Origin of the sequence: Mesorhizobium sp. M4B.F.Ca.ET.214.01.1.1 (genome assembly GCF_004791545.1) — a bacterium.
Taxonomy (GTDB): domain Bacteria; phylum Pseudomonadota; class Alphaproteobacteria; order Rhizobiales; family Rhizobiaceae; genus Mesorhizobium; species Mesorhizobium abyssinicae.
Window position 1 is genome coordinate 281,562 of the sequence record NZ_SRUX01000003.1, and the last position, 23,798, is coordinate 305,359.

Annotated in this window: 18 protein-coding genes and 1 tRNA gene; 7 read left to right on the plus strand and 12 right to left on the minus strand. The window is 64.4% G+C overall.

Annotation, left to right across the window (positions count from 1 at the left end; translation table 11 throughout):
• Positions 1-22: 22 nt before the first annotated feature.
• Positions 23-937 carry a UTP--glucose-1-phosphate uridylyltransferase GalU gene (galU, locus tag EN857_RS07760; protein ID WP_187331333.1) on the minus strand — a complete coding sequence of 305 codons (915 nt, stop codon included), beginning with the start codon at positions 935-937 and terminating at the stop codon, positions 23-25.
• A gap of 202 nt (positions 938-1,139) precedes the next feature.
• On the opposite strand from galU, the gene EN857_RS07765 reads away from it, so the two are divergent.
• Positions 1,140-2,363, plus strand: coding sequence for a lytic murein transglycosylase (locus EN857_RS07765; RefSeq protein ID WP_127392013.1), 1,224 nt, complete (start codon positions 1,140-1,142; stop codon positions 2,361-2,363).
• Between the two features lie 26 nt (positions 2,364-2,389).
• On the plus strand, positions 2,390-3,616 hold the full coding sequence (locus tag EN857_RS07770; protein ID WP_127392014.1) for a DUF459 domain-containing protein: 1,227 nt from the start codon (positions 2,390-2,392) through the stop codon (positions 3,614-3,616).
• Here the strand turns inward: EN857_RS07770 and EN857_RS07775 are convergent.
• Both EN857_RS07775 and gltB read right to left on the minus strand, forming a co-directional pair.
• On the minus strand, positions 3,613-5,067 hold the full coding sequence (locus EN857_RS07775; RefSeq protein ID WP_127392015.1) for a glutamate synthase subunit beta: 1,455 nt from the start codon (positions 5,065-5,067) through the stop codon (positions 3,613-3,615). The two genes, EN857_RS07770 and EN857_RS07775, sit on opposite strands and share 4 nt — an antisense overlap.
• Before the next feature lie 142 nt (positions 5,068-5,209).
• Positions 5,210-9,946, minus strand: coding sequence for a glutamate synthase large subunit (gene gltB, locus EN857_RS07780; RefSeq protein ID WP_127392016.1), 4,737 nt, complete (start codon positions 9,944-9,946; stop codon positions 5,210-5,212).
• 480 nt (positions 9,947-10,426) lie between these two features.
• Between gltB and EN857_RS07785 the strand changes: the two genes are divergently transcribed.
• Positions 10,427-11,479 (plus strand): low specificity L-threonine aldolase, encoded by a 1,053-nt coding sequence (locus EN857_RS07785; protein WP_127392017.1) that lies wholly within the window; start codon positions 10,427-10,429, stop codon positions 11,477-11,479.
• A 26-nt stretch (positions 11,480-11,505) separates the two neighbouring features.
• Positions 11,506-12,396, plus strand: a complete 891-nt coding sequence (locus EN857_RS07790) for an MBL fold metallo-hydrolase (RefSeq protein WP_127392018.1) — start codon at positions 11,506-11,508, stop codon at positions 12,394-12,396.
• Positions 12,397-12,399: 3 nt separating this feature from the next.
• Here the strand turns inward: EN857_RS07790 and EN857_RS07795 are convergent, their stop codons facing one another.
• Positions 12,400-13,152, minus strand: a complete 753-nt coding sequence (locus EN857_RS07795) for a sulfite exporter TauE/SafE family protein (RefSeq protein WP_127392019.1) — start codon at positions 13,150-13,152, stop codon at positions 12,400-12,402.
• 148 nt (positions 13,153-13,300) lie between these two features.
• A complete protein-coding gene (locus tag EN857_RS07800; RefSeq protein WP_126058414.1) occupies positions 13,301-13,768 on the minus strand; it encodes an Hsp20 family protein in 468 nt (155 codons plus the stop codon).
• 455 nt (positions 13,769-14,223) lie between these two features.
• Between EN857_RS07800 and EN857_RS07805 the strand changes: the two genes are divergently transcribed.
• Complete coding sequence (locus tag EN857_RS07805) at positions 14,224-15,180, plus strand: alpha/beta hydrolase (protein WP_127393617.1); 957 nt, start codon at positions 14,224-14,226, stop codon at positions 15,178-15,180.
• 103 nt (positions 15,181-15,283) lie between these two features.
• On the opposite strand, the gene hisN is transcribed toward EN857_RS07805, so the two are convergent.
• Together hisN and EN857_RS07815 are read right to left on the minus strand one after the other, a co-directional pair.
• Positions 15,284-16,057: a histidinol-phosphatase gene (hisN, locus tag EN857_RS07810; RefSeq protein WP_127393616.1), complete on the minus strand. Its 774-nt coding sequence runs from the start codon at positions 16,055-16,057 to the stop codon at positions 15,284-15,286.
• A gap of 317 nt (positions 16,058-16,374) precedes the next feature.
• Positions 16,375-17,316 (minus strand): N-formylglutamate amidohydrolase, encoded by a 942-nt coding sequence (locus EN857_RS07815; RefSeq protein ID WP_127393615.1) that lies wholly within the window; start codon positions 17,314-17,316, stop codon positions 16,375-16,377.
• A gap of 163 nt (positions 17,317-17,479) precedes the next feature.
• Here EN857_RS07815 and EN857_RS07820 point away from each other — a divergent pair, with 163 nt between their 5' ends.
• Both EN857_RS07820 and EN857_RS07825 read left to right on the plus strand, forming a co-directional pair.
• Positions 17,480-17,842 (plus strand): response regulator, encoded by a 363-nt coding sequence (locus EN857_RS07820; RefSeq protein WP_006199474.1) that lies wholly within the window; start codon positions 17,480-17,482, stop codon positions 17,840-17,842.
• 114 nt (positions 17,843-17,956) lie between these two features.
• Positions 17,957-18,031, plus strand: a tRNA-Val gene (locus EN857_RS07825).
• Between the two features lie 497 nt (positions 18,032-18,528).
• On the opposite strand, the gene EN857_RS07830 is transcribed toward EN857_RS07825, so the two are convergent.
• From EN857_RS07830 to EN857_RS07850, 5 genes are all read right to left on the minus strand, one after another.
• Positions 18,529-18,732, minus strand: a complete 204-nt coding sequence (locus tag EN857_RS07830) for a hypothetical protein (RefSeq protein WP_127393614.1) — start codon at positions 18,730-18,732, stop codon at positions 18,529-18,531.
• 133 nt (positions 18,733-18,865) lie between these two features.
• Positions 18,866-20,344 (minus strand): hypothetical protein, encoded by a 1,479-nt coding sequence (locus EN857_RS07835; protein WP_245518494.1) that lies wholly within the window; start codon positions 20,342-20,344, stop codon positions 18,866-18,868.
• A complete protein-coding gene (locus tag EN857_RS07840) occupies positions 20,289-21,251 on the minus strand; it encodes a GDP-L-fucose synthase (RefSeq protein ID WP_127391815.1) in 963 nt (320 codons plus the stop codon). Before EN857_RS07840 ends, EN857_RS07835 begins: the two co-directional genes overlap by 56 nt.
• Entirely contained in the window at positions 21,248-22,330 is a 1,083-nt protein-coding gene (gene gmd, locus EN857_RS07845; RefSeq protein WP_127391816.1) for a GDP-mannose 4,6-dehydratase, read from the minus strand. The genes EN857_RS07840 and gmd overlap by 4 nt, the downstream gene beginning before the upstream one ends.
• A gap of 99 nt (positions 22,331-22,429) precedes the next feature.
• On the minus strand, positions 22,430-23,584 hold the full coding sequence (locus EN857_RS07850; protein WP_127391817.1) for a dihydrodipicolinate synthase family protein: 1,155 nt from the start codon (positions 23,582-23,584) through the stop codon (positions 22,430-22,432).
• Positions 23,585-23,798 lie beyond the last annotated feature (214 nt).

Consider the following 23,798-nt stretch of genomic DNA (forward strand, 5'->3'; position numbering starts at 1 on the left):
TCGCACTTTTCCTGGAATTGCTCTACAGCGCCGCGCCCCGCCGCTCGGACGGCTTCATCTCGTCGAGCAGCGTGCGGATGACGCCGGCCATGCTCTCATTCATGTCTCTGCGCCACAAAGCGAAGGCGACATTGGCCTCGACAAAGCCTTCCGGCGAGCCGCAGTCGAAGGTGCGGCCCTGGTAGTGGTAGCCGTAGAAGGGCTGCTGCTTCTCCAGCTTCAGCATCGCATCGGTGAGCTGGATCTCGTTGCCGGCGCCGCGCTCCTGGCCTTCGAGGATGCCGAAGATCTCCGGCTGCAGGATATAGCGGCCGTTGATGAACAGGTTCGAGGGCGCGGTGCCTGCCTTCGGCTTCTCGACCATGCCGGTGATGCGGAAGCCGTGATGGGTATCCTCGCCGCGGCCGACAATGCCGTATTTATGCGCCTCGGCCGGATCGCACTCCTGCACCGCGATGATGTTGTTGCCGGTCTCGGCATAGAGCTCGACCATGTCCTTCATGCAGCTCTTTTCCGACTGCATGATCATGTCGGGCAACAGCAGCGCGAAGGGCTCGTCACCGACCAGTTCGCGGGCGCACCAGACGGCATGGCCGAGCCCCATCGGCACCTGCTGGCGGGTGAAGCTGGTCTGGCCCGGCGCCGGCTGCAGCCGCTGCAGGCGGGCGAGCTGGTCGTCCTTGCCGCGCTGGGCAAGCGTGTCGTAGAGCTCGAACTGGACGTCGAAATGGTCTTCGATGACCGCCTTGTTGCGGCCGGTGACGAAGATGAAATGCTCGATGCCGGCGTCGCGCGCCTCGTCGACCACATACTGGATGACCGGTCGGTCGACGACGGTCAGCATTTCCTTGGGAATTGCCTTGGTGGCGGGAAGGAACCGCGTACCGAGACCAGCGACCGGGAAGACTGCTTTGCGAACTCTCTTCATGCTGCCAATTATCCGCTTGATTACGCGCTCCGCAATCCCGTTCTGAGACATTTTCGCGCCGGAATCGAGATGTAAGGAACGCCGAGTTTACAAAACTTGCAGTGCGTAAAGCATCGTCGCGTCTTTTCGTTCCCGCCCCCACCTATGGTAAACTAAATACTAACCGGGTTCGGCGATGAATGATCTTCCTGATACGAAAAAGGAGGAACAGATGTCCGTTCGCAGCACCGCAAAGCGCCTTGCAAGCGTCGTGACGGCGGCCAGCCTGTCGCTTGCCCTGCTGATGCCCGCGGGACCTGCTTTCGCCGATGCCGGATTCCGGCAATGGGTCGCCAGCTTCCGCGCCACGGCGGTGCAGAGCGGCGTCTCCGGTGCGATCTACGACCAGGCCTTCAGGAACATCACCGATGTCGATCCGGTCGTGCTGGAAAAGGCCCGCACCCAGCCCGAGTTCACGGCACCCGCCTGGGACTATTTCGACAACCGCGTGCACGACCAGTCGGTCGCCGTCGGCCAGCAGATGGCGAGGAAATGGAAGCCGTGGCTGGACAGGATCGAGGCGCGGTTCGGCGTCGACCGCAACATCCTGCTCGCCATCTGGTCGATGGAATCGAACTATGGCGAGATCCTCAAGCGCAACGACATCATGCGCAATGTCATCCGCTCGCTGGCGACGCTTGGCTATGCCGACCCGCGGCGTTCGAAATTCGCCCGCACCCAGCTGATCGCGGCGCTGAAGATCCTGCAGAGCGGCGATATCGACGAAAGCCATCTCAGCGGCTCGTGGGCCGGCGCCATGGGCCACACCCAGTTCATCCCGACCAGCTACCAGCATTATGCCGTCGACATGGACGGCAACGGCAAGCGCGACATCTGGAACTCGATCCCCGATGCGCTGGCGACGGCCGCCAATCTGCTGCGGAAGAACGGCTGGCAGGCCGGCAAGACCTGGGGCTACGAGGTCGTCCTGCCGGCCGGCAAGCTCCCCGCCGGCTCGAAGACGCTGGCGCAATGGCAGGCGCTAGGCGTCGTCAGGGCCAACGGCAAGCCGTTCAAGAACGGCTCCGACAAGGCGACGCTGAAAGTGCCCGACGGCCGCGGTGGGCCGGCCTTCCTGATGATCAAGAACTTCTCGGTCATCAAGGCCTACAACAACGCCGACAAATACGCGCTCGCCGTCGGCCTTCTTGCCGACGAGATCGCTGGTGGCAGCGGCCTGGTGCAGGACTGGAAACGGCCCTTCACCAAGCTGAGCTTCGAGGAGCGGCAGGAACTGCAGCAGCGGCTTTCCGAGCACGGCTACTATGACGGCAAGTTCGACGGCAAGATCGGCGAGGGATCGAAGGCCGCCATCATGGCCTTCCAGGCGAAGGCCGGCTTGACCCAGGATGGCTATCCGAGCATGGAAGTGCTCAAATGGCTCCGCAAGAAATAGGACCGCTTCAGGGACGGAGGAAGTGATTGGTTTCGGCTGGGCGCATACGGGCGATCGTTCGCCGCACGCCGATCCTGATCCTGGCCCTCGCCGTCCTGGCGGTGGCTGCGGCCAGCGCCTTCCACACGCCCGCCATGGCGCAGGAGGAGCAGAGCCGCGGCTGGTCGCTGCGTGACTTGCTGTTCCCGCGCCGCAGCGAGCGCTTCGAGCCGCCGCTCGACATCCAGAAGGCAAGGCCGAAGGCAAAGACCAGGAAATCCAAGCCGCGCCTGCCGGCAGAGCCACAGACGCCGATCGTCGAGAAGACGCCGGATGCCCGCGCCGTGCTGGTGGTCGGCGATTTCATGGCGAGCGGTCTCGGCGAAGGCCTGGACACCGCCTTCGCCGAAAACGCCGGCGTCAGGATCGCGGTGCGCAGCAACGGTTCTTCCGGCTTCGTGCGCGATGATTTCTACAACTGGCCAGAACAGATCAAAACGCTGATCGAGACCGAGAAACCATCGGTCGTCGTCGTCATGCTCGGCTCCAACGACCGCCAGCAGATGAAGGTCGGCGACGTGCGCGAACAGCCGCGATCCGAGAACTGGACCAAGGAATATGAGCGCCGCACCGATGCGCTGGGCAAGGCCATCGCGGAGGCCAAGGTGCCGTTCCTGTGGGTCGGCATGCCGGCTTTCCGGTTGCCGAAGATGACTTCGGACATGCTGGCCTTCAACGACATCTACCGCTCGGCCGCCGAAAAGCATGGCGGCGAGTTCGTCGATGTCTGGGACGGTTTCGTCGACGAGAACGGCGCCTTCGTCATCACCGGCCCCGACATCAACGGCCAGGCGGTGCGGCTGCGCTCGGACGACGGCATCAATGTCTCCAAGGCCGGCAAGCGCAAGCTTGCCTTCTACACCGAAAAGCCGCTGGCCAAGATCCTCGGGCTGGCAGCGCCCGGAAGCGTGACGACAGTCTCCGCGCCGGCGGGCGCCCCGGTCGAAGCGCCGGCGCCCAATGCCGCTCCGATCGTGATCGACCGCACCGTGCCGATGCTGCTTGGCGATCCGGCGCTGGACGGCGGCTCCGAGCTTCTCGGGGCGGCGGCCCCCGCGAAGCCAAATCCGAACCTGCCCGGCGAAAAACTCGTCATCGAGGGCAAGGCGCCCGCTGCCTCGCCCGGCCGCGCCGACGATTTCTCCTGGCCGCCGAAAACCCAGCCCGCAACGTCAGCCGCGACACCGGATACGACGACGGCTATCAACCCTTAACGAGGCAACACGCTCGATCCCATCAGCGCTTCGTCGATCGAGCGCGCCGCCTGACGGCCCTCGCGGATCGCCCAGACCACCAGCGACTGGCCACGGCGCACGTCGCCCGCCGCGTAAAGCCTGTCGACGCTGGTCTTGTAGTCGCGGTCATTGGCCTCGACGTTCTTCGAGCGCCGGCTGTCGGTGACGATCTTCATCTGCCCATCCAGCTCGCTCGCCACACCGGTGGCGGCCGGCCCGGCAAAGCCGATGGCGATGAAGGCGAGATCGGCGCGGATGACGAATTCGGTGCCGGCGATCGGCTTGCGCTTCTCGTCGACCTCGCAGCAGCGGACGCCGGTCAGCTGGCCGTCCTCGCCGATGAATTCAAGCGTTGCCACCTGGAACTCGCGCTCGGCGCCCTCGGCCTGCGAGGACGAGGTGCGCATCTTGGTCGCCCAGTAGGGCCAGACGGCGAGCTTGTCTTCCTTCTCCGGCGGCTGCGGGCGGATATCGAGCTGGGTGACGCGCACCGCGCCCTGGCGGAAGGCGGTGCCGACGCAGTCGGAAGCGGTGTCGCCGCCACCGACGACGACGACATGCTGGCCGCTGGCGATGATCGGATGCGAGGGCCACGCCACCGACTGGATCGGCTCGCCGCCGACACGGCGGTTCTGCTGCACCAGATAGGGCATGGCGTCATGCACGCCGCCGAGGTCGTCGCCCGGGATGTTGGCGGCGCGCGGCATTTCCGAGCCGCCGCAATAGAGCACCGCGTCATGTTCGGCGAGCAGTTCGGCCACAGGCTTGTCGACGCCGACATTGACGCCGCAATGGAAGGTCACGCCCTCGCCCTGCATCTGCTCGATGCGGCGGTCGATATAGTGCTTCTCGATCTTGAAGTCCGGGATGCCGTAACGCATCAGCCCGCCCGGACGGCTCTCGCGCTCATAGACATGCACGTCATGGCCGGCGCGGCCGAGCTGCTGGGCCGCCGCCATGCCGGCCGGGCCGGAACCGATGACGGCGACGCGCTTGCCGGTCTTCTTCTCCGGCGGATAGGGCCGTATATGGCCGGTCTCGTAGGCCTTGTCGGCGATCGCCTGCTCGACGGTCTTGATGGCGACCGGAATGTCCTCGAGGTTCAGCGTGCAAGCTTCCTCGCACGGCGCCGGGCAGATGCGGCCGGTGAATTCCGGGAAGTTGTTGGTCGAATGCAGGTTGCGGATCGCATTGTCCCAGTCGCCATTGTAGACGAGGTCGTTCCAGTCGGGAATCTGGTTGTGGATCGGGCAGCCGGTCGGCCCGTGGCAGAACGGAATACCGCAATCCATGCAGCGTGCGGCCTGCTTCTCGACCTCCTTGTCCGACATCGGCAAGGTGAATTCGCGGAAATGCCGGATGCGGTCGGAGGCCGGCTGGTACTTGTGCACCTGCCGGTCGATCTCGAGAAACCCTGTTACCTTGCCCATAGTCCAGTCCCTGCTGTCCGAAGGCACGCACTTGTCGGCGCACCCGTTAACCCCATAAGGCCGCCATGGCAACCGCAGTCCGGGGTCAGGATTGTTGGTGAGGATGGCAGCCGGAGATCCATCTCTCCGGCCCGTCCAATGCTTATTCGGCCGCCACGCTCATGCGCATGCGCTCCATCTCGATCAGCGCGCGGCGATACTCGACCGGCATGATTTTCCGGAATTTCGGCCGGAACGCCGTCCAGTTGTCGAGGATCTCGCGGCCGCGCACCGAGCCCGTGAAATGCACGTGGTTCGAGATCAGCTGATAGAGCCGCTCCTCGTCATGGCTGGTCATGTCGCCGGAGACGTCGACGCGACCCTTATGGTCGAGATCGCCGCCGTGATGCAGCAGCTTCTCCATGAGGTCGTCTTCCTCGGGGACCGGCTCCAGCTCGACCATCGCCATGTTGCAGCGCTCGGCGAAATCGCCCTTCTCGTCCAGCACATAGGCGACGCCGCCCGACATGCCGGCAGCGAAGTTGCGCCCCGTTTTGCCGAGCACGACGACGATGCCGCCGGTCATGTATTCGCAGCCATGGTCGCCGACGCCTTCGACGACTGCCGCGACGCCCGAATTGCGCACCGCGAAGCGCTCGCCGGCGACGCCGGCGAAATAGGCTTCGCCCTCGGTCGCGCCGTAAAGCACAGTATTGCCGACGATGATGGAGTCAGCCGCGACGATCTTGGCCTCTTCCGGCGGGCGGATGACGATACGGCCGCCCGACAGGCCCTTGCCGACATAGTCATTGCCGGCGCCGACCAGCTCGAACGAGACGCCGCGCGCCAGGAAGGCGCCGAAGGACTGGCCGGCGGTGCCGGTAAGCTTGACCTGGATCGTGTCCTCGCGCAGGCCCTTGTGCTTGAAGCGTTTGGCCACTTCGCCCGACAGCATCGCGCCCGCCGAACGGTCGACGTTGCGGATCGGCAGCTCGATGGACACGGCCTGCTTGGCTTCCAGCGCCGGCTTGGCCAGCTCGATCAGCTTGCGGTCGAGCACGTCGTCGATCGGGTGCTTCTGGCGCTCGGTCCAGTGCACCGCCTCGTGCGGCGCATCGGGCTTGAAGAACATCTTGCCGAAATCGAGCCCGCGCGCCTTCCAGTGCTGGATCACGTCGCGCTTCTCCAGAAGATCGGTGTCGCCGATGATCTGGTCGAGATGGGTGAAGCCCATTTCGGCGAGCAGCGCGCGCACCTCTTCCGCCACATAGAAGAAGAAGTTGATGACGTGCTCGGGCGTGCCCTTGAAGCGCTTGCGCAGCACCGGATCCTGCGTCGCCACGCCGACCGGGCAGGTATTGAGGTGGCACTTGCGCATCATGATGCAGCCGGCCGCGATCAGCGGCGCGGTCGAGAAGCCGAACTCGTCGGCGCCGAGCAGCGCGCCGATGATGACGTCGCGCCCGGTGCGCAGGCCACCGTCGACCTGCAGCGCCACGCGCGACCTCAGGCCGTTGAGCACCAGCGTCTGATGCGTCTCGGCGAGGCCCATTTCCCACGGGCTGCCGGCATGCTTGAGCGAGGTCAGCGGCGAAGCGCCGGTGCCGCCGTCATAGCCCGAGATGGTGATGTGGTCGGCGCGCGCCTTGGCAACGCCGGCCGCGACCGTGCCGACGCCGACCTCCGACACCAGCTTGACCGAGACGTCGGCCGCCGGGTTGACGTTCTTCAGGTCGTAGATGAGCTGCGCCAGATCCTCGATCGAATAGATGTCGTGATGCGGCGGCGGCGAGATCAGGCCGACGCCGGGCGTCGAATGCCTGACCTTGGCGATGGTCGCGTCGACCTTGTGTCCGGGCAGCTGTCCGCCCTCGCCGGGCTTGGCGCCCTGCGCGACCTTGATCTGCATGACGTCCGAGTTGACGAGATATTCCGCCGTCACGCCGAACCGCCCTGACGCGACCTGCTTGATCGCCGAGCGCTCGGGATTCTTGCCGCCGCCGGGCAGCGGCAGATAGCGGTCCGACTCTTCGCCGCCCTCGCCGGTGTTCGACTTGCCGCCGATGGCGTTCATGGCGCGCGCCAGCGTCGTGTGCGCTTCCCTGGAGATCGAGCCGAACGACATCGCACCGGTCGAGAAGCGCTTGACGATCTCTGCCGCCGGCATGACCTCGTTGAGCGCGACCTTGTTGCGGCCGGTCTCTTCGGCGAGCCTGATCTTGAACAGGCCGCGAATGGTCTGGGCGCGGGCCGTCTCGCTGTCGATCTGCGCCGAATAGTCCTTGAACGTGTCCCACGAGCCCTGGCGCACGGCGTGCTGCAACGTGGCGACCGCGTCTGGCGACCACATATGCGCCTCGCCGCGCATGCGGTACATGTACTCGCCGCCGACCTCGAGGCCGTTGCGCAGCACCGGATCGTTGCCGAAGCCGTCGGTGTGGCGGCTGAGCGTCTCGGCCGCGATCTCGTCCAGCCCGACGCCCTCGATCAGCGTCGCGGTGCCGGTGAAGTACTTCTCGACGAAGTCCGACTTCAGGCCGATGGCGTCGAAAATCTGCGCGCCGCAATAGGACTGGTAGGTCGAGATGCCCATCTTGGACATCACCTTGAGGATGCCCTTGCCGATCGACTTGATGTAGCGCGAGACCACTTCGTAGGCGTCGACCTCCTCCGGCAGCTCGCCGCGCTTGTGCATGTCGAGCAGCGTGTCGAAGGCGAGATAGGGGTTGATCGCTTCCGCGCCGTAGCCGGCGAGGCAGCAGAAATGATGCACCTCGCGTGGCTCGCCGGATTCGACCACCAGGCCAACCGAGGTGCGCAAGCCCTTGCGGATCAGATGGTGGTGCACCGCGGCCGTCGCCAGCAGCGCCGGGATGGCGATGCGGTCCGGCCCGAGCTGGCGGTCGGACAGGATGATGATGTTGTAGCCGCCGGCAACCGCCGCCTCGGCGCGCTCGCAGAGCCGGTCGATGGCGCCTTGCATGCCCGCAGCGCCTTCGTTCGAGCCATAGGTGATGTCGATCGTCTTGGTGTCGAAACGATCCTCGGTGTGGCCGATGGAGCGGATCTTCTCCAGATCGCCATTGGTCAGGATCGGCTGGCGCACCTCGAGCCGCTTGCGGCGCGAATTGCCGACCAGGTCGAAGATGTTCGGCCGCGGCCCGATGAACGACACCAGGCTCATCACCAGCTCCTCGCGGATCGGGTCGATCGGCGGATTGGTGACCTGTGCGAAGTTCTGCTTGAAATAGGTGTAGAGCAGCTTCGACTTGTCCGACATCGCCGAGATCGGCGTGTCGGTGCCCATCGAGCCGACCGCTTCCTGGCCGGTGGTGGCCATCGGCGACATCAACAGCTTGGTGTCTTCCTGGCTGTAGCCGAACGCCTGCTGCCGATCGAGCAGGCTGACGTCCTTGCGCAAAGCGCGCGGCTCGACCGGCTTCAAATCTTCCAGGATGAGCTGCGTGTTGGCGAGCCAATTCTTGTAGGGGTGCCTGGTCGCGATCTCCGACTTGATCTCCTCGTCGGAGATGATGCGGCCCTTCTCCAGGTCGATCAGCAGCATGCGGCCGGGCTGCAGCCGCCACTTCTGGACGATCTTTTCCTCCGGCACCGGTAGCACGCCGGCCTCGGAGGCCATGATGACCCGGTCGTCATCGGTGACGATATAGCGCGCCGGGCGCAGGCCGTTGCGGTCGAGCGTGGCGCCGATCTGGCGTCCGTCGGTGAAGACGACCGCCGCCGGGCCGTCCCACGGCTCCATCAGCGCCGCATGGTATTCGTAGAAGGCCTTGCGGTCTTGATCCATGAGCTTGTTGCCGGCCCAGGCTTCCGGGATCAGCATCATCATGGCGTGGCTCAGGCTGTAGCCGCCCTGGAACAGGAATTCGAGCGCGTTGTCGAAGCACGCCGTATCCGACTGGCCCTCATAGGAGATCGGCCACAGCTTCGAGATGTTGTTGCCGAACAACTCGGAATCGACCGAGGCCTGGCGAGCGGCCATCCAGTTGTTGTTGCCGCGCACGGTGTTGATTTCGCCGTTGTGCGCGACCATGCGGTACGGGTGCGCCAGCTTCCACGACGGGAAGGTGTTGGTCGAGAAGCGCTGGTGGACCAGGATCAGCGCCGTTTCGAAGCGCGGATCGCTGAGATCCCTGTAGTAGGCGCCGACCTGGTAGGCCAGGAACATGCCCTTGTAGACGATGGTGCGCGCCGACAGCGACACGCAATAGGCGCCGATGTCCTTGTTGTCGTTCTCGGCATAGATGCGGCCGGATATGACCTTGCGCAGCAGATAGAGCCTGGCCTCGTACTCTTCGTCGTCGGGTATGTCGGCCGTGCGGCCGATGAAGACCTGCCGGTGGAACGGCTCGGATGCCGCGATGTCCGGAGCCTTCGACAAAGACGAATTGTCGACCGGAACGTCACGAAAGCCGATCAGCGGCAGCCCCTCGGACTGCGCCGATTCGGTGATGATGTCCTCGATATGGGCGCGCAGCGCCGCGTCCTGCGGCATGAACCAGTGTCCGACGCCGTATTGGCCCGCCGGCGGCAGGTCGATGCCCTTGGCTGCCATCTCCTCGCGGAAGAAGCTGTCGGGAAGCTGCACCAGAACGCCGGCGCCGTCGCCGACCAGCGGATCGGCGCCGACGGCGCCGCGATGCGTGAGGTTCTCCAGCATCGCCAGACCATCCTTGACGATCTGGTTCGACTTCACGCCCTTCATGTTGACGATGAAGCCGACGCCGCAGGCGTCGTGCTCATTGCGCGGATCGTAAAGGCCCTGGGCGGCGAAACCGTTGGCGGCGCGCCCGGCATTGGTCAGGGAGGTATTTTTGACGGTTGCCGCTTTCGTCTGCGCGGCCCGGCCGTTGATCGCAGATGGCGTCAATTCCGTCATCGTCCTATCCTCCGTTCCCAGCCCTTCGGGCGCTGGTTTGCCTCGGGAAGCGCGTTGCTTCCCCTTCATCCTTGCTGCACGTCTTGCGAAATCCTTGCCGAACCATGCGGCTGGCCGCCTGGGTCGTATCCGGTATCGTACAGGCCAGAGCCGAGCCGTCTACCCGTCGCGCGCGGCAACGGCCGGAATGGCCCATATGATACGCCAGTCCGGCCTGTTTTGCGCGACAAAATAAGACAGCACTACTGTCCTAAATTTTTTATGGCAGAAATCAGACGCCCGCACAAGACCGATTCACAAAAATCTTGGCCGGGATGCGACACAAAATTTCGTGAGATGGAGGCGCAACGCAAGGTTCAGTCGTCCGCCGATCTCAGCTTCGGCTGGCATCACCGCTTTCCCGGCAGTTGGCCCCTTGCACTTGCAAGACCAAAACGGTCAAGTCGCGCCGGCTTCTGCAAATCAGCTACGGACCTCTCGATGTTCTTTGCATCCGACAACTGGGCGGGCGTCCATCCCGACATCTCTGCCAACCTTTCGCGGCACGCCGCCGGCATCGCCACCGCCTATGGCGACGGAGACCTGGACCGCGCCGTCTACCGCCGCTTCAACGAGATCTTCGAGCGCGACGTTCAGGTGTTCTTCGTCGCCACCGGCACGGCGGCGAACGCGTTGTCGATGGCGGCGTTGAACCGTATCGGCGGCATCGCGCTTTGCCATTCCGAAGCACACGTGAATGTCGATGAATTCGGCGCGATGGGTTTCTACACGGGCGGCGCGCGCGTGATGCCGGTGCCCGGGCCTCTGGGTCGCATTAACCCGCAGGCGCTGGACAAGGCCATCCAGCGCTATTCGCGGGACCTCGCGCCCGGCGGCCAGCCGATGGCCGTGACCATCACCCAGGCGACCGAAGTCGGCACGGTCTACGCTGTCGACGACGTCAAGGCGATCGCCGAGGTCAGCCGTCGCCACGGCCTGCCGCTCCACATGGACGGTGCCCGTTTCGCCAACGCCATCGCCGCGACCGGTGTCACGCCGGCCGAGATGACCTGGAAGAGCGGCGTCGACATCATCTCCTTCGGCGCCACCAAGAACGGCTGCTGGATGGCCGACGCTGTCGTGATCTTCAATCCGGAGGTCGGCAAGGACCTGCGCCTGCTTCGCCAGCGCGCCGGCCAGACCTTCTCCAAGGCCCGCTTCATCTCGGCCCAGTTCGAAGCCTATCTCACCGATGACCTCTGGCTGCGGATGGCAGGCCATGCCAATGCCATGGCCGCGCATTTGGCCGAGACGATTGAGGACGCGCCGACGGGCAGGCTGGCATGGCTGCCGCAAGCCAACGAGGTTTTCGCCATCCTCGACCGCGCTATCGCCGAAAGGCTGCAGGCGGCTGGCGCCAAATTCTACGAATGGGGCGTGCCGCAAGGTTTTGACGGCCATCTCGGCGACAACGAGGCGATCTACCGTTTCGTCGCCAGCTTCGCCACCGCGACGGAAGAGATCGATCGCCTCGGGCAACTGCTCGCCCCTTAAGCGTTGCAGCGATCGGGAGTAACCGGATGACCAGGCCCTCTCTCGGCTCGACCATGCGGCTGGTTCGTCCGGCGCCAAACGTTGTCGGCTTCTATGATGGCCGCCTCGATGGCGTTCGCATCTGGTCGGAGGAGCCGAACTGGCTCGACGACGGCGCTTATACGCTGGGCATTTGCACCTATGCGATCGTCGATGGATCGCAAGCGCTTGTCTATGACACGCATATATCCCTGCCCCACGCCCGCCTTGTCCGGCGGACACTCGAAGAGATGGGCGTGACCTCGATCCGCGTCGTGCTCAGCCACTGGCATGACGATCATATTGCCGGCAACGAGGTGTTCCATGATTGCGAGATCATCGCCAACCGCCTCACAGCCTCGGCCCTTGAACGCGGCCGGGCCGAGATCGAAGGCGGCAACCCGCCGATCAGGCCGCTCGTGCTCCCCAACAGGATATTCGATAACAACCTCCATCTGACCGTCGGAGCGATCCCCGTCGAACTCCGCCAGGTCGAAATCCACAGCCATGACGGGACGGTCCTGCTGATGCCCGATGCCGGCCTGTTGCTGGCGGGCGACACGCTGGAGGACTCGATCACCTATGTCTCCGAACCGGAGCGTCTCGCCGAACATCTGATCGACCTCGAGCGCATGGCCGGCTGGCGGTTCGATCGCATCCTGCCCAACCACGGTTCCTGCGAAACAATTGCAGCGGGTGGCTATGACAGAAGCCTTATCGCCGCGACCCAGGCCTATGTTCGAAAACTCCTTGCCTGCCGGCAAGAGCCTGACCTGGCCAAGCAGGATCTGAGAACCTTCGGCGCGGACATGTTTGCCTCGACGGCCGTCGAGTATTTCGCGCCATACGAAGCCGTTCACCGACAAAATGTCGAGGCTGTGCTGGCGGCAAAGGGCTAATGGCTAGCCCAGGAACGGCCGCGCCAGCAGCTCCAGGCCAAGCACGATCAGGAAGATCAGAAACCAGCGCCGGAAGGTCGCCGGGCTGATGCGCTGCCTGAGCAGCTGGCCGAGCCACATGCCGAGCAGGGCCGGCAGCACCGCCAGCGACGACATCGCGAGATGCTCCACCTCGAACGCTCCGTGCGAGGCGAGGCCAAGCGCCAGCGCGATGGTGGACACGGTGAAGGAAAGGCCGAGCGCCTGGATCAGGTCGTCCCTGCCGAGCCCCAGTGCCTGGATGTAGGGCACGGCCGGCACCACGAAGACGCCGGTGCCGCCGGTGACGAGGCCGGTGAGGACGCCGATGATGGGCGACAGCCAGCGCTCTGCCCGGGCCGGAATGCCGGGCTGGCGCGCCAGGAGTGTGTAGGCGGCGTAGAGGACAAGGGCGGCGCCGAGGCCGGCGGTCGTCCATTTGACATTGTCGCTGGCGAGCAGCCGCGCGCCGGCAATCGTGCCGACCATGATGCCGGCCATCATCAGCCACAGCCGGCGCAGGATCGACGCGAAGCTCGACCCGGCGAACAGCTGCCAGACATTGGTGACGAAGGACGGCACGATCAGCAGCGAGGCCGCGGTGACAGGCGGCATGACCGTGCCCAGAAGCCCCATCGCCAGCGTCGGCAAGCCCATGCCGGTCACGCCCTTGACCATGCCGGCCAGCAGGAAGGTGATGGCGATGGTTGCCGTCAGCGCCAGGGAAAAATCGGACATCGCCCTTCATGCTGGGCCGGCGCCTGCTTCAAAAGGGCCAGAAGCCTTTGTTGCGGATGGCACAGAAATCCGCGCAAACAAAAAGCGGCGCCTTTCGGCGCCGCTTTCGTCTCGGGAGGAGACGGACTTTTGAGGCTGGAGCCCGCGCTTAGGCGGCCGCCTTGGCCTCGATCTGCCTGGCCTTGTCCGAGGACTGGGTGATCGCGATCTTGCGCGGCTTCAGCTCCTCGGGGATGTTGCGCTTGAGGTCGACGAAGAGCAGGCCGTTCTTCAGCGTGGCGCCCTCGACCTCGACATGGTCGGCGAGCTGGAAACGCCGCTCGAAAGCCCTGGACGCAATGCCGCGATAGAGCAGCTCGGAGCCCTCGCCATTGCCCTCTTCCTTGCGCTCACCCTTGACAGTCAGCACGTTGCGGTGGGCCTCGATCGAGATCTCGTCTTCCGAGAAGCCGGCAACCGCCATCGAGATACGGTAGGCGTTCTCGCCGGTGCGCTCGATGTTGTAGGGCGGATAGGTCTGCGCGCCGTCGGGCTGGCCGAGCGAATCGAGCATGGTGAAGAGCCGGTCGAAACCGACGGTCGAACGATAAAGCGGGGAAAAATCTACGTGACGCATGAGGTGTTCTCCTACTGAGCAACAGAGTTTGCGTTTGGCCGCTGCGAAACCCGGAATGGCGTTTCGGATGGGCCAGCGGTCCCGACATCGGCGACCGCACCAGACATTTGGGAAGCGCAAAAGGGCATTTCAAGACTTTTTGCGGACACGACATCTCCGCCTCGATGAACGGCAGATGAACCGCGGCTTCGGCCTGCGTTCAGCCAGGCGGCGTTAGGGTGTGGCCAGGATCAAGGATCAGGCGGCGCGCCCAACAGACGCCGCGACGAGGCCGAGCCGGGTGTTAACGTCCCTTCCTCCCGGATCGACAGAGGCCGGAGGCCGCCAACGCTGCTTCCGGCCTCGTTCGTTGTCTCCACCTCGCCTTCGCGACGCCTTTGCTTTTGCCGCATGGCCGTCTATCACCATGCGACGCCTCGCCAGCTCGGGCGACGGAGCAAAGAACGAAACGCCGAATGACGGATCTCTTTTATCAGACGCCGGACAATCCGCCGCCGGAGAACGCCGCCGGCGGCTTCTTCACCACGCGTGACCGCAAGAAGATCCGCTACGGCGTCTTTGCCGCCACCACCCGCCCGCTCAAGGGCACCGTGGTCCTGCTCACCGGGCGCAACGAGTGCGTTGAGAAATATTTCGAGACCATCCGCGATCTTTGCGGCCGCGGCTTCGGCGTCGCCACGCTCGACTGGCGCGGCCAGGGCGGCTCCGACCGGCTGATCGGCGACCGGCAGCGAGGCTACGTCCGCAGCTTCCGCGACTACGCCAGCGATCTCGAGCAGTTCTTCGAGGAGGTGGTGCTGCCTGACTGTCGCGGGCCCTACTACATCCTGGCCCATTCCGCCGGGGCGGTGGTCGCGCTGCTCGCCTCGCCTTCGATGGTCAATCGGGTGCGGCGCATGGTGCTGATCGCGCCTTTCCTGACCTTGCCCGATCTGCCGGTGTCGATAAGCACCGTCCGCCGCGTCTGCGCGGTGTTCTGCGCGATCGGCCTTGGCCGGCTCTATGCCGCCATGGGACCGCGGCCGAAGGAGACGACGCCGTTCGAGATCAACAAGGTGACGTCGGATCCCGCGCGCTACCGGCGCAACACCGGCATCTACGAAGCCTGGCCGCAACTGGCGCTCGGCGGGCCGACGATCCGCTGGCTGAAGGCGGCGGCCGAGGCCTCCGTCAAGATAAGCGATCCGGATTTCATGGGCGCGATCCAGGTTCCGATGCTGGTGATCGCCGCCGGTGCCGACCAGGTCGTCTCGACCAAGGCGGTGGAAGCCTATGCCAGGCGCCTGCGCCTCGGCTCGCTGCTGATGATCGACGGCGCCCGCCACGAGATCCTGCAGGAGAAGGACCTCTATCGCGAGCAGCTTCTCGCCGCCTTCGACGCCTTCATTCCCGGAACCGGCGACGCGCCCTGATCAGCGCCCGGGCACTGTCATGGCGTCCATGACCGAGGACAGCTGACAGCCTGCTCTCAGGACCAACGGCCGTCAGTCGCGCCCGGGGATCGACCGCGGGCTCTCAGCCGCGCAGAGCAGCCATCGCCGCCGCGTGCAGCTCCGGCGTCGCCGCCGCGAGGATGTCCCCGCCCTTCTCCGCCGGTCCGCCCTCAAACGTGGTGACGACGCCGCCCGCCTTCTCGATGATCGGGATCAGCGCCACGATGTCATAGGGTTTCAGCCCGGGGTCGGCGACGATGTCGACGCTTCCCGCGGCGACCATGGCGAAGGCATAGCAATCGGTGCCGTAGCGGGCGAGCTGGACCTGCTTTTCGAACTGGTCGTAGCGCGTGCGCGCCTCGCCCTTGAACAGCGCCGGCGTCGTCGTGAACAGCGTCGCCTTGGCGAGGTCGGTCGTCTTGCGCGTCGCAAGCTTGCGCGGCCCGCCCGGACCCTCATAGTGGGAACCGGACGCGTTGGCATAGAACAGCTCGCCGGTGAAAGGCTGCGACATCAGCCCGGCGACGGCGTCGCCCTCGACGGTCAGTCCGACCAGCGTTCCCCAGACCGGCAGGCCGGAGATGAAGGCACGCGTGCCGTCGATCGGATCGATCACCCAGACATGCCGGCTGGAGATGTTCTCGCTGCCGTGCTCCTCGCCGAGAATGCCGTGATCGGGATACTCGGCCGATATCAGTGCGCGGATCGCCCGCTCGGCCTCGCGATCGGCTTCGGTGACCGGATCGAAGCTGCCAGCCTCCTTGTTGGTTACCGCGCCCTGGCTGCGGAAGCGCGGCAAGGTCTCGGCGGCGGCGGCATGCGCGATGCGCCGGATAAAGTCGATGCTGATGTCCAACTGATTCTCCCGCTTTGCAGCATGCCGTCCTTTGCCGATGATTTCCTGCCGGAACAAGGGGAGGGATCACTTTAGCGCCGCGGCAACTGTTGCCTGAATGTCACGCAAACGCCACCGAAACGCAATTTCCCATTCACTGTGAATTAAAAAAGCCTGAAGTCGATTGACATTTGTGCATCGCACAATAGATTTGTTCTCGGACAGGTTTTCCTGTCCATGCCCTCCTTGGGCGTTTCCTCCCTAGACTTCGACCGTGTCGTGAAAACGATGCGGTCTTTTTTTCACCGGCTCGCGGCGCGGGCGGGGAGCGCCTGGCTTTATTCGGCGGCCAGCGGCAGATCGACGAAATGATGGTCCGGCATCGCCATCAGATCGGCCGAGAAGCGGGTGAGGTCGTCGGCAAGCGCGTCGAAGCCGGCGGATTTCTGGAACGTCCGCTCGTTCATGTAGAGCCCGCGATTGACCTCGATCTGCAGCGCATGCAGATGGCGCGCCGGACGGCCATAATGCTCCGTGATGAAGCCGCCGGCATAGGGCTTGTTGTGGGCCACCGTGTAGCCCATGCCGGTGAGCAGGGCGATCGCCGTCTCGGTCAGCGCCGCCGTCGCGGAAATCCCGAAACGGTCGCCGATGATGAAATCCGGTCGCACGCCGTTGTCGCCGACCCTGATGCTTGCCGGCATCGAATGGCAGTCGATCAGCACCGCGTAGCCGAACCTGGCATGCGTGCGGGTCAAAAGCCGCTTGAGCGTCTCGTGATAGGGCTTGTACACGGTCTCGATGCGCGCCACAGCCTCGGCCAGCGGCAAGCGGCCGGAATAGATGTCGAGCCCCTCCCCGACGAGCTTGGGCACGGTGCCGAGCCCGCCGGCAACCCGCGCCGAGCGGATGTTGCAGAAGGACGGCACCGGCTCGGCGAACATGCGCGGGTCGAGCTCCCAGGGTTCCCGGTTCACGTCGAGATAGGCGCGCGGGAAATTCGCCGCCAGCAGCGGCGCGCCGAGAGCGACAGCGCCGCCGAACAATTCGTCGACGTAGCAATCCTCGGACCGGCGGATGGCGTTGCGGTCGAGCCTGGCCATGGCCAGGAAGCGTTCGGGATAGTGGCGGCCGCTATGCGGCGAGTTGAACAGGAAGGGGACGCGCTGCTCGGCGCCCGATCGGATTTCGAAGGGTGGAACGACCGAAAAATCCTCGGCTGCCGTCTTCAATGTGAATGAACCGGGAAACAGCACTGCATCATGAGTCAAAACTGCCATTTCGACAGCCGCATGTCCAGCTTTTAGGCGCCCCGAACCCCTGCCCGAACTGAGTATAATACGGCCTTCGTTCACTTGATGTTTACCGTCACCTCCTCATATACAGGATGGTTAACGGGCTAGCCCGGCGCCAAGGTTGGGCGGGTGATTCGGACGGGATATGATGGCACGCATTCTGCTGGCGGAAGACGATGACGATATGCGCCGGTTCCTCGTCAAGGCACTGGAGCGCGCCGGCTATCAGGTGAGCGATTTCGACAATGGCGCCAGCGCCTACGAGCGCTTGCGCGAGGAGCCGTTCTCGCTGCTTCTGACCGATATCGTCATGCCGGAGATGGACGGCATCGAGCTTGCGCGCCGCGCCACCGAGATCGACCCCGACCTCAAGGTGATGTTCATCACCGGCTTCGCCGCCGTCGCGCTCAATCCCGATTCCAAGGCACCGAAGGACGCCAAGGTACTGTCGAAGCCGTTCCACCTGCGCGACCTCGTCAACGAGGTCGAAAAGATGCTGCAGGCGGCCTGAGGCGTTTCCGGCTCGATCGCGGCGCGCCTTCGGGGCGCGACAAAACGAGCCCTTCTTTCGTTTTTCCACCTATTGACGCGCTGGATCAAAAATGGTGTATGCGCGGCATCGGATGGGCGTGTAGCTCAGCGGGAGAGCACTGCATTGACATTGCAGGGGTCACAAGTTCAATCCTTGTCACGCCCACCATCCTTTCAATAGCTTGGCGACCGGCCTCCGTCGTGGGGCACGCAAAAAACCGCTCGTTCTCGGCCGCCTCCTTTTACAAATCGCGCTGATGACCGTGCGCCTTGTCGACCGTCTTGGCGGACATGCCAAGCGTGCGCCCGCTTCCGAGATGTCGATCTAGCATGCTCGACGCAGCAGCCGAAGACGCTGACTGGCGCGGCGATAGCTGCTTTGGATGATTGCAGCTGCGACCTCCTGTTGGGCAAATCGCCCCGCCGAGGTCTTGTAAGAGGACCGATGCACCGGAAGCGCCCGCAGAGGAAGGAGCGGCCCGGCATCTGTGGCGGGGAGGCCAGCAGATGCCGAGCCTGACCGGCGTGGTCATCGAAGGGCGGGCGCCGGCTATCAAACATATACGTGCCAGCCAATATGACTGGAACACAACCAATTGAACGAAGGATGCAACTAAAAGGTGGAGTACGACCCGACCTACTCCCTGCGGCCTTGATCCCCCGCCTTCACTGCGGCCGGGGATCGGGCCTGTGGTCGTGATTGCCGTTCTTGCCTTCGCGGCACGGCGCATCGCCAATGCCGCAGCATTTGCCGTGATAGGTGACGTTCGGCTTGAGGTTGTCGCAATCCCGGGGGGTGGTCGCCTTGCAGCCCGCGACCACCGAAGCGGCGACGACGGCAAGCAAGACGTTTCTTGAAACAGTAAACATGGGCGTTCTCCTTGATGACCGCGTTTGTTACGCGGCGCTGGGTCGCGCCCCTCGATGGATTGGTTCAAACGAATCGGAAAAAATCGGCGAACGATGCCCCGGGCGATCGCGCCTCCTGGTTCGGCGCGGAGCGTTAGAACCGCGCCAGTCCGGCGAGCCGCCACCTCAATTTCGCCAGCCGCCCCGCTTTCGGTTTTCGACCCTGCCTTATTCGCCGTTCGATTTTCCTGAACATGCGATTTGCCGGCTCCGCTGTCACCGACTGCCGCGCCATCGCCAGCGCCGCCTTCCTCTCGGCCGACACCTGCTGGCGGATCCAGGCCGAGCACGCAGCAGCACAAGGATAGCCAGCCCTGGCCGCCGCGAGGAAGAATTCGAAGTCTCTCATCAAGACAAAGCCGCCCGAAGCCTCGTCCCCGAGGACTTTCATCATCGGCAATGGGATTTGCGGGCGGGCCTGGAATTGCGCTGCCATCAGCGACCGCAAGACAGCCTCTCCCGACGGATAGTCGTGCTCGCGAAAATAGGCCGAGGCCATTTTCAGGGCATAGACGTCGTTTTGCGGATCCAGCCCGTGAGCCCTCTCGAGGATGTCACGCGCCTGCGCGGGACCGATCCGGTCTTCCAGGTTGAGAAAGGCCGCTTGATAGCCGAAGGCAGCCTCGAGCGGATGATAGTCGGCGTGGCGATCCTTCAATTCGTCCAGGATGATTTCCGCGGCTCGGGATTTATCGAACAGGGTGTTCGTCTCGATCAGGGGAATGCCGCCCATCAGCGACGCAATCGAGGCAAAGATGCTGCTGCCTGCATGGATCCGCTGGCATTGCGCCATCAACGCCATTTCGAAGAATGCCCGCTGCGTCCGGTCCTCGAACGCGCCGGCTCCGAAGTCCTCCGCCAGCGACGCCCCGGTTTCAGCCTTCAGATAGTCGAGCGTGGCGCGGTCCTCTCCGATCAGCAGCGTCGCCAGGCCCATCGAGGACAACTCCCTCACGATCGCCTTGGCCAGCGTCGCGGGGATGACCTTGCGACCGAAGACCAGCCGCGTCCGGTATTTGCCACGGACAATGTCGCCGCTGCGCAAATGCAGCGCGGCCATGGGGCGTGGAAATCGATTGCGGGCGGCTGCGTCGGTCGCCTGCCGCACGCTGTCCGAGAAGCCGAAGCTGCGCAGCGCCCGGGATGCGTCGAAGAGCCCGGCTTCTTCGCCGCGAAAAGGATCCAGGACGCGAAAGTCGTCGCAGATCCAACCGCTCGGATTGCCTGGTCGCTTGCCAGCTTCAAGACTGAGCCGCTTGAGGGTGGCCGCATCGAGAACGTCGAAATCGGATTCTCTGATCCGTGCCCCCAGCCAATGCCGTTCGATGAATTTGGCGGAGAAGATCCTGTCTACGACATCGACGACGTGGAAGGTCTTGTCCGCAACGGACGTCCGGTTCCAGGTGAAGCCGAAGCGGTAGTCGAACGCGTCCGCGACCGACTTTGCATTGGCCATTGCCAGAAGGCGGCTGCCCAGCCCGTCCCTTCGCGTTGCGGCAATCAGCGGCGATTGCGGTTCAGCCCGCGCCGAGGCGGACGTCGCCTTTCTCGGCATGCCGGAGAAACCACGCATAGGTCTGTTCCAATCCATCGCGCAGCGAGTAGCGCGGATGCCAGCCCGTGGCAAACAGGCGCGACACGTCCATCAGCTTGCGCGGCGTGCCGTCCGGCTTGGTCGCGTCGAAGGTCACCGTGGCTTCGACGCCGACCACGGACAGGATCGTGCGGGCAAGCTCCCCAATGCTGATGTCTTCTCCCGAGCCGACATTGACGTGGCCATCGCCGGAATAGTTTTTCAACAGCCAGACCAGCGCGTCGGCGGCATCGTCGACATGCAGGAACTCGCGCATCGGCCTGCCCGATCCCCAGACCTGAAGGGTCCGCTCGCCGGCGCGCTTGACCTCATGGGCCTTGCGCATCAGGGCCGGCACGACATGGCTGCTGGTCAGGTCGAAATTGTCGCCCGGACCATAGAGGTTGGTCGGCATCGCCGAGATGTAGTCGACGCCATATTGCCGCCGGTAGGCCTGGCAGAGTTTCAGCCCGGCGATCTTGGCGACCGCATACCATTCATTGGTGGGCTCGAGCGGCCCGGTCAGCAGCGCGTCTTCCGGGATCGGCTGCGGCGCGTGTTTTGGATAGATGCAGGACGAGCCCAGGAACAGCAGCTTTTGCACCTCGCTGCGAAACGCGCTCTCCATGACATTGGTCTGCACGACAAGGTTCTCGTGCAGGAAGTCGACCGGAAGCGTGTCGTTGGCCAGGATGCCGCCGACCTTGGCGGCCGCCATGACCACCGCGTCCGGCTTGTGCTCGGCCATCCAGCGCCGCACGCCGGCCTGGTCGAGCAGGTCGAGCTCGCTGCGCGCGACCGTCAGGATCTCGCAGTCCTCGCCCGCCAGCCGGCGCACGATCGCCGAGCCGACCATGCCGCGATGCCCGGCGACGAACACCCGTTTTCCCCTGAGATCGAAAATCATGAACTCGCCCCCGAGCCACGTTCACCGGCCGCTATGGCGCCGGCCGAACGCTTGAGATCGGCCTGCACCATTTCCGCCACCAGCTCCCTGAACCCGGTCCTGTGCGACCAGCCCAGCTTCTCCCTGGCCTTGGACGCGTCGCCGACCAGGTGGTCGACCTCCGTCGGCCGGAAATAGCGCGGGTCGATGCGCACCACAATCGCACCTGAGCCGGCGTCGATGCCGACCTCGTCGGCGCCCTGGCCCTGCCATTGGATGGTGCGTCCCGTCTCGGCGAAAGCCAGCTCGACGAATTCGCGCACCGAATGCGTCTCGCCGGTCGCCAGCACGAAGTCGTCGGCCTCATCGTGCTGGAGAATGCGCCACATGCCTTCGACATAGTCGCGCGCATGGCCCCAGTCGCGCCTGGCGTCGATATTGCCGAGATAGAGCGTATCCTGCCGCCGGTGATGGATCGCGGCCACGGCGCGCGTGATCTTGCGGGTGACGAAGGTCTCGCCACGGCGCGGGCTCTCATGGTTGAACAGGATGCCGTTGGCCGCGAACATGCCATAGGCCTCGCGATAGTTGACCGTCGTCCAGTAGGCGTAGAGCTTGGCTGCCGCATAGGGCGAGCGCGGACGGAAGGGCGTGGTCTCGTTCTGCGGCGCTTCCGAGGCCTGGCCGTAGAGCTCGGAGGTCGAGGCCTGATAGAAGCGCACCGACTTTTCAAGGCCGAGGATACGGATCGCCTCCAGCAGCCTGAGCGTCCCCAGCGCATTGGCGTTGCCGGTGTATTCCGGTTCCTCGAAACTCACCTGGACGTGGCTCTGGGCGCCGAGATTGTAGATTTCGTCGGGCCGCGTCTCCTGCACGAGGCGGATCAGGTTGGCCGCGTCGGTCAGATCGCCATAGTGCAGGAAGAGGCGCGCGTCGCGCTCATGCGGATCGACATAGATGTCGTCGATGCGCCCGGTGTTGAACGAGGACGAACGGCGTTTGACGCCGTGGACGACGTAGCCCTTCTCAAGCAGCAATTGCGCCAGATAGGCTCCGTCCTGCCCGGTCACGCCGGTGATGAGCGCCACTTTGCCCGTCATTGTCCGTCTTCGCCCGCCCCTCGGGACGGATAGGGAAAACAGATTTGTCCGGCCAAGGCAAATTTGTGGTCTTCGATCGGAACCGATCGGGCGTCGCGGTCAAATACCCGCGACGGCGCAGAGGCTCTTCATTCTGGCCACCGCAAGCTCGGGATCGGCCAGCAATCCCGCCTGGTCGGCCAGCCGGAACACATCGGCATAATGCAGGATGCCGCGCGCCGACTGCATGCCGCCGACCATCGCGAAATGCTCCTGGTGGCCGTTGAGCCAGGCCATGAAGACGATGCCGGCCTTGTAGTACTCGGTCGGCGCCTCGAAGATCTTGCGCGACAGCGGCACCGTCGGCGCCATCAGCGCGTCATAGCCGGCGCGGTCGCCATCGGCTAGCCTGGCCAGCGCCGCGTTGGCGACCGGCGCGATGGCGTCGAAAATCCCGAGCAAGGCATGCGAGTGCTTGCTGCCGTCGCCGGCGATCATCTCGGGGTAGTTGAAGTCGTCGCCGGTGAACATGACGACGCCGTCCGGCAACCGGTCCCGCAGCGCCACCTCCTTGCCGGCATCGAGCAGCGATATCTTTATGCCCTCGACCTTGCCGGCATGCCGCTCGATGACGGCCACGACCGTATCGAGCGCCGTCTCGAAATCACCACTGCCCCAGTATCCCTTCAGGGCCGGGTCGAACATGTCGCCCAGCCAGTGCAGGATCACCTTGCCGGACGCCTGCGACAGAATCCGGTCGTAGACGCGGGCATAGTCGTCGGGACCTTTGGCGACCACCGCCAGCGCCCGGCTCGCCATCATGATCGCCTTGCCGCCCTGCCCCTCGATGAAGCCGAACTGCTCCTCATAGGCGGCAATCACATCGTCGAGCGTGCTCGCCGCGGAAGGCGCCAGATGATCGGTGCCCGCCCCGGAAGCGAGATCGGCCCCTTCGACGGTCCGCGCCTCTGCGATCGAGCGGCGGATCAATTCCTTCGCGCTTGCCCAGTCGAAACCCATGCCGCGCTGCGAGGTGTCCATCGCCTCAGCGATGCGGAAGCCGAGGCGCCACAGGTGATGGCGGAACGCCATCGTCCTGTCCCAGTCGACGACGGGCAGCGACCACGGGTCGGTCATCGCAAGCGGGTCGGCGACGACATGGGCGGCGGCATAGGCGATGCGCGAAAAGCGCGCCCCGGCAACCGGCTGCGCAGGCCGGCCGAGAAGCCGGTAGCTGGCGCGGCGGCCACCCTCGCCTGGCAAGGTGATGTCCATGAAACTCTCCCTTTGGCAGCGCCTATAGATGGAACGTTCCAATAAATCAAGAAGCTTTATGATTTTGGCGCTCGGTTCGCCGGAATGCTGCAACGCAACACAACTTCCCTTACCGAATAAGGCGTTGACGTAAGAGAATTGTCGATTTTTCCGTTTTCCAGAAAACCGGATTGACTCTCGCTGCATCCCATGATTAGAACGTTCCAATAAATTT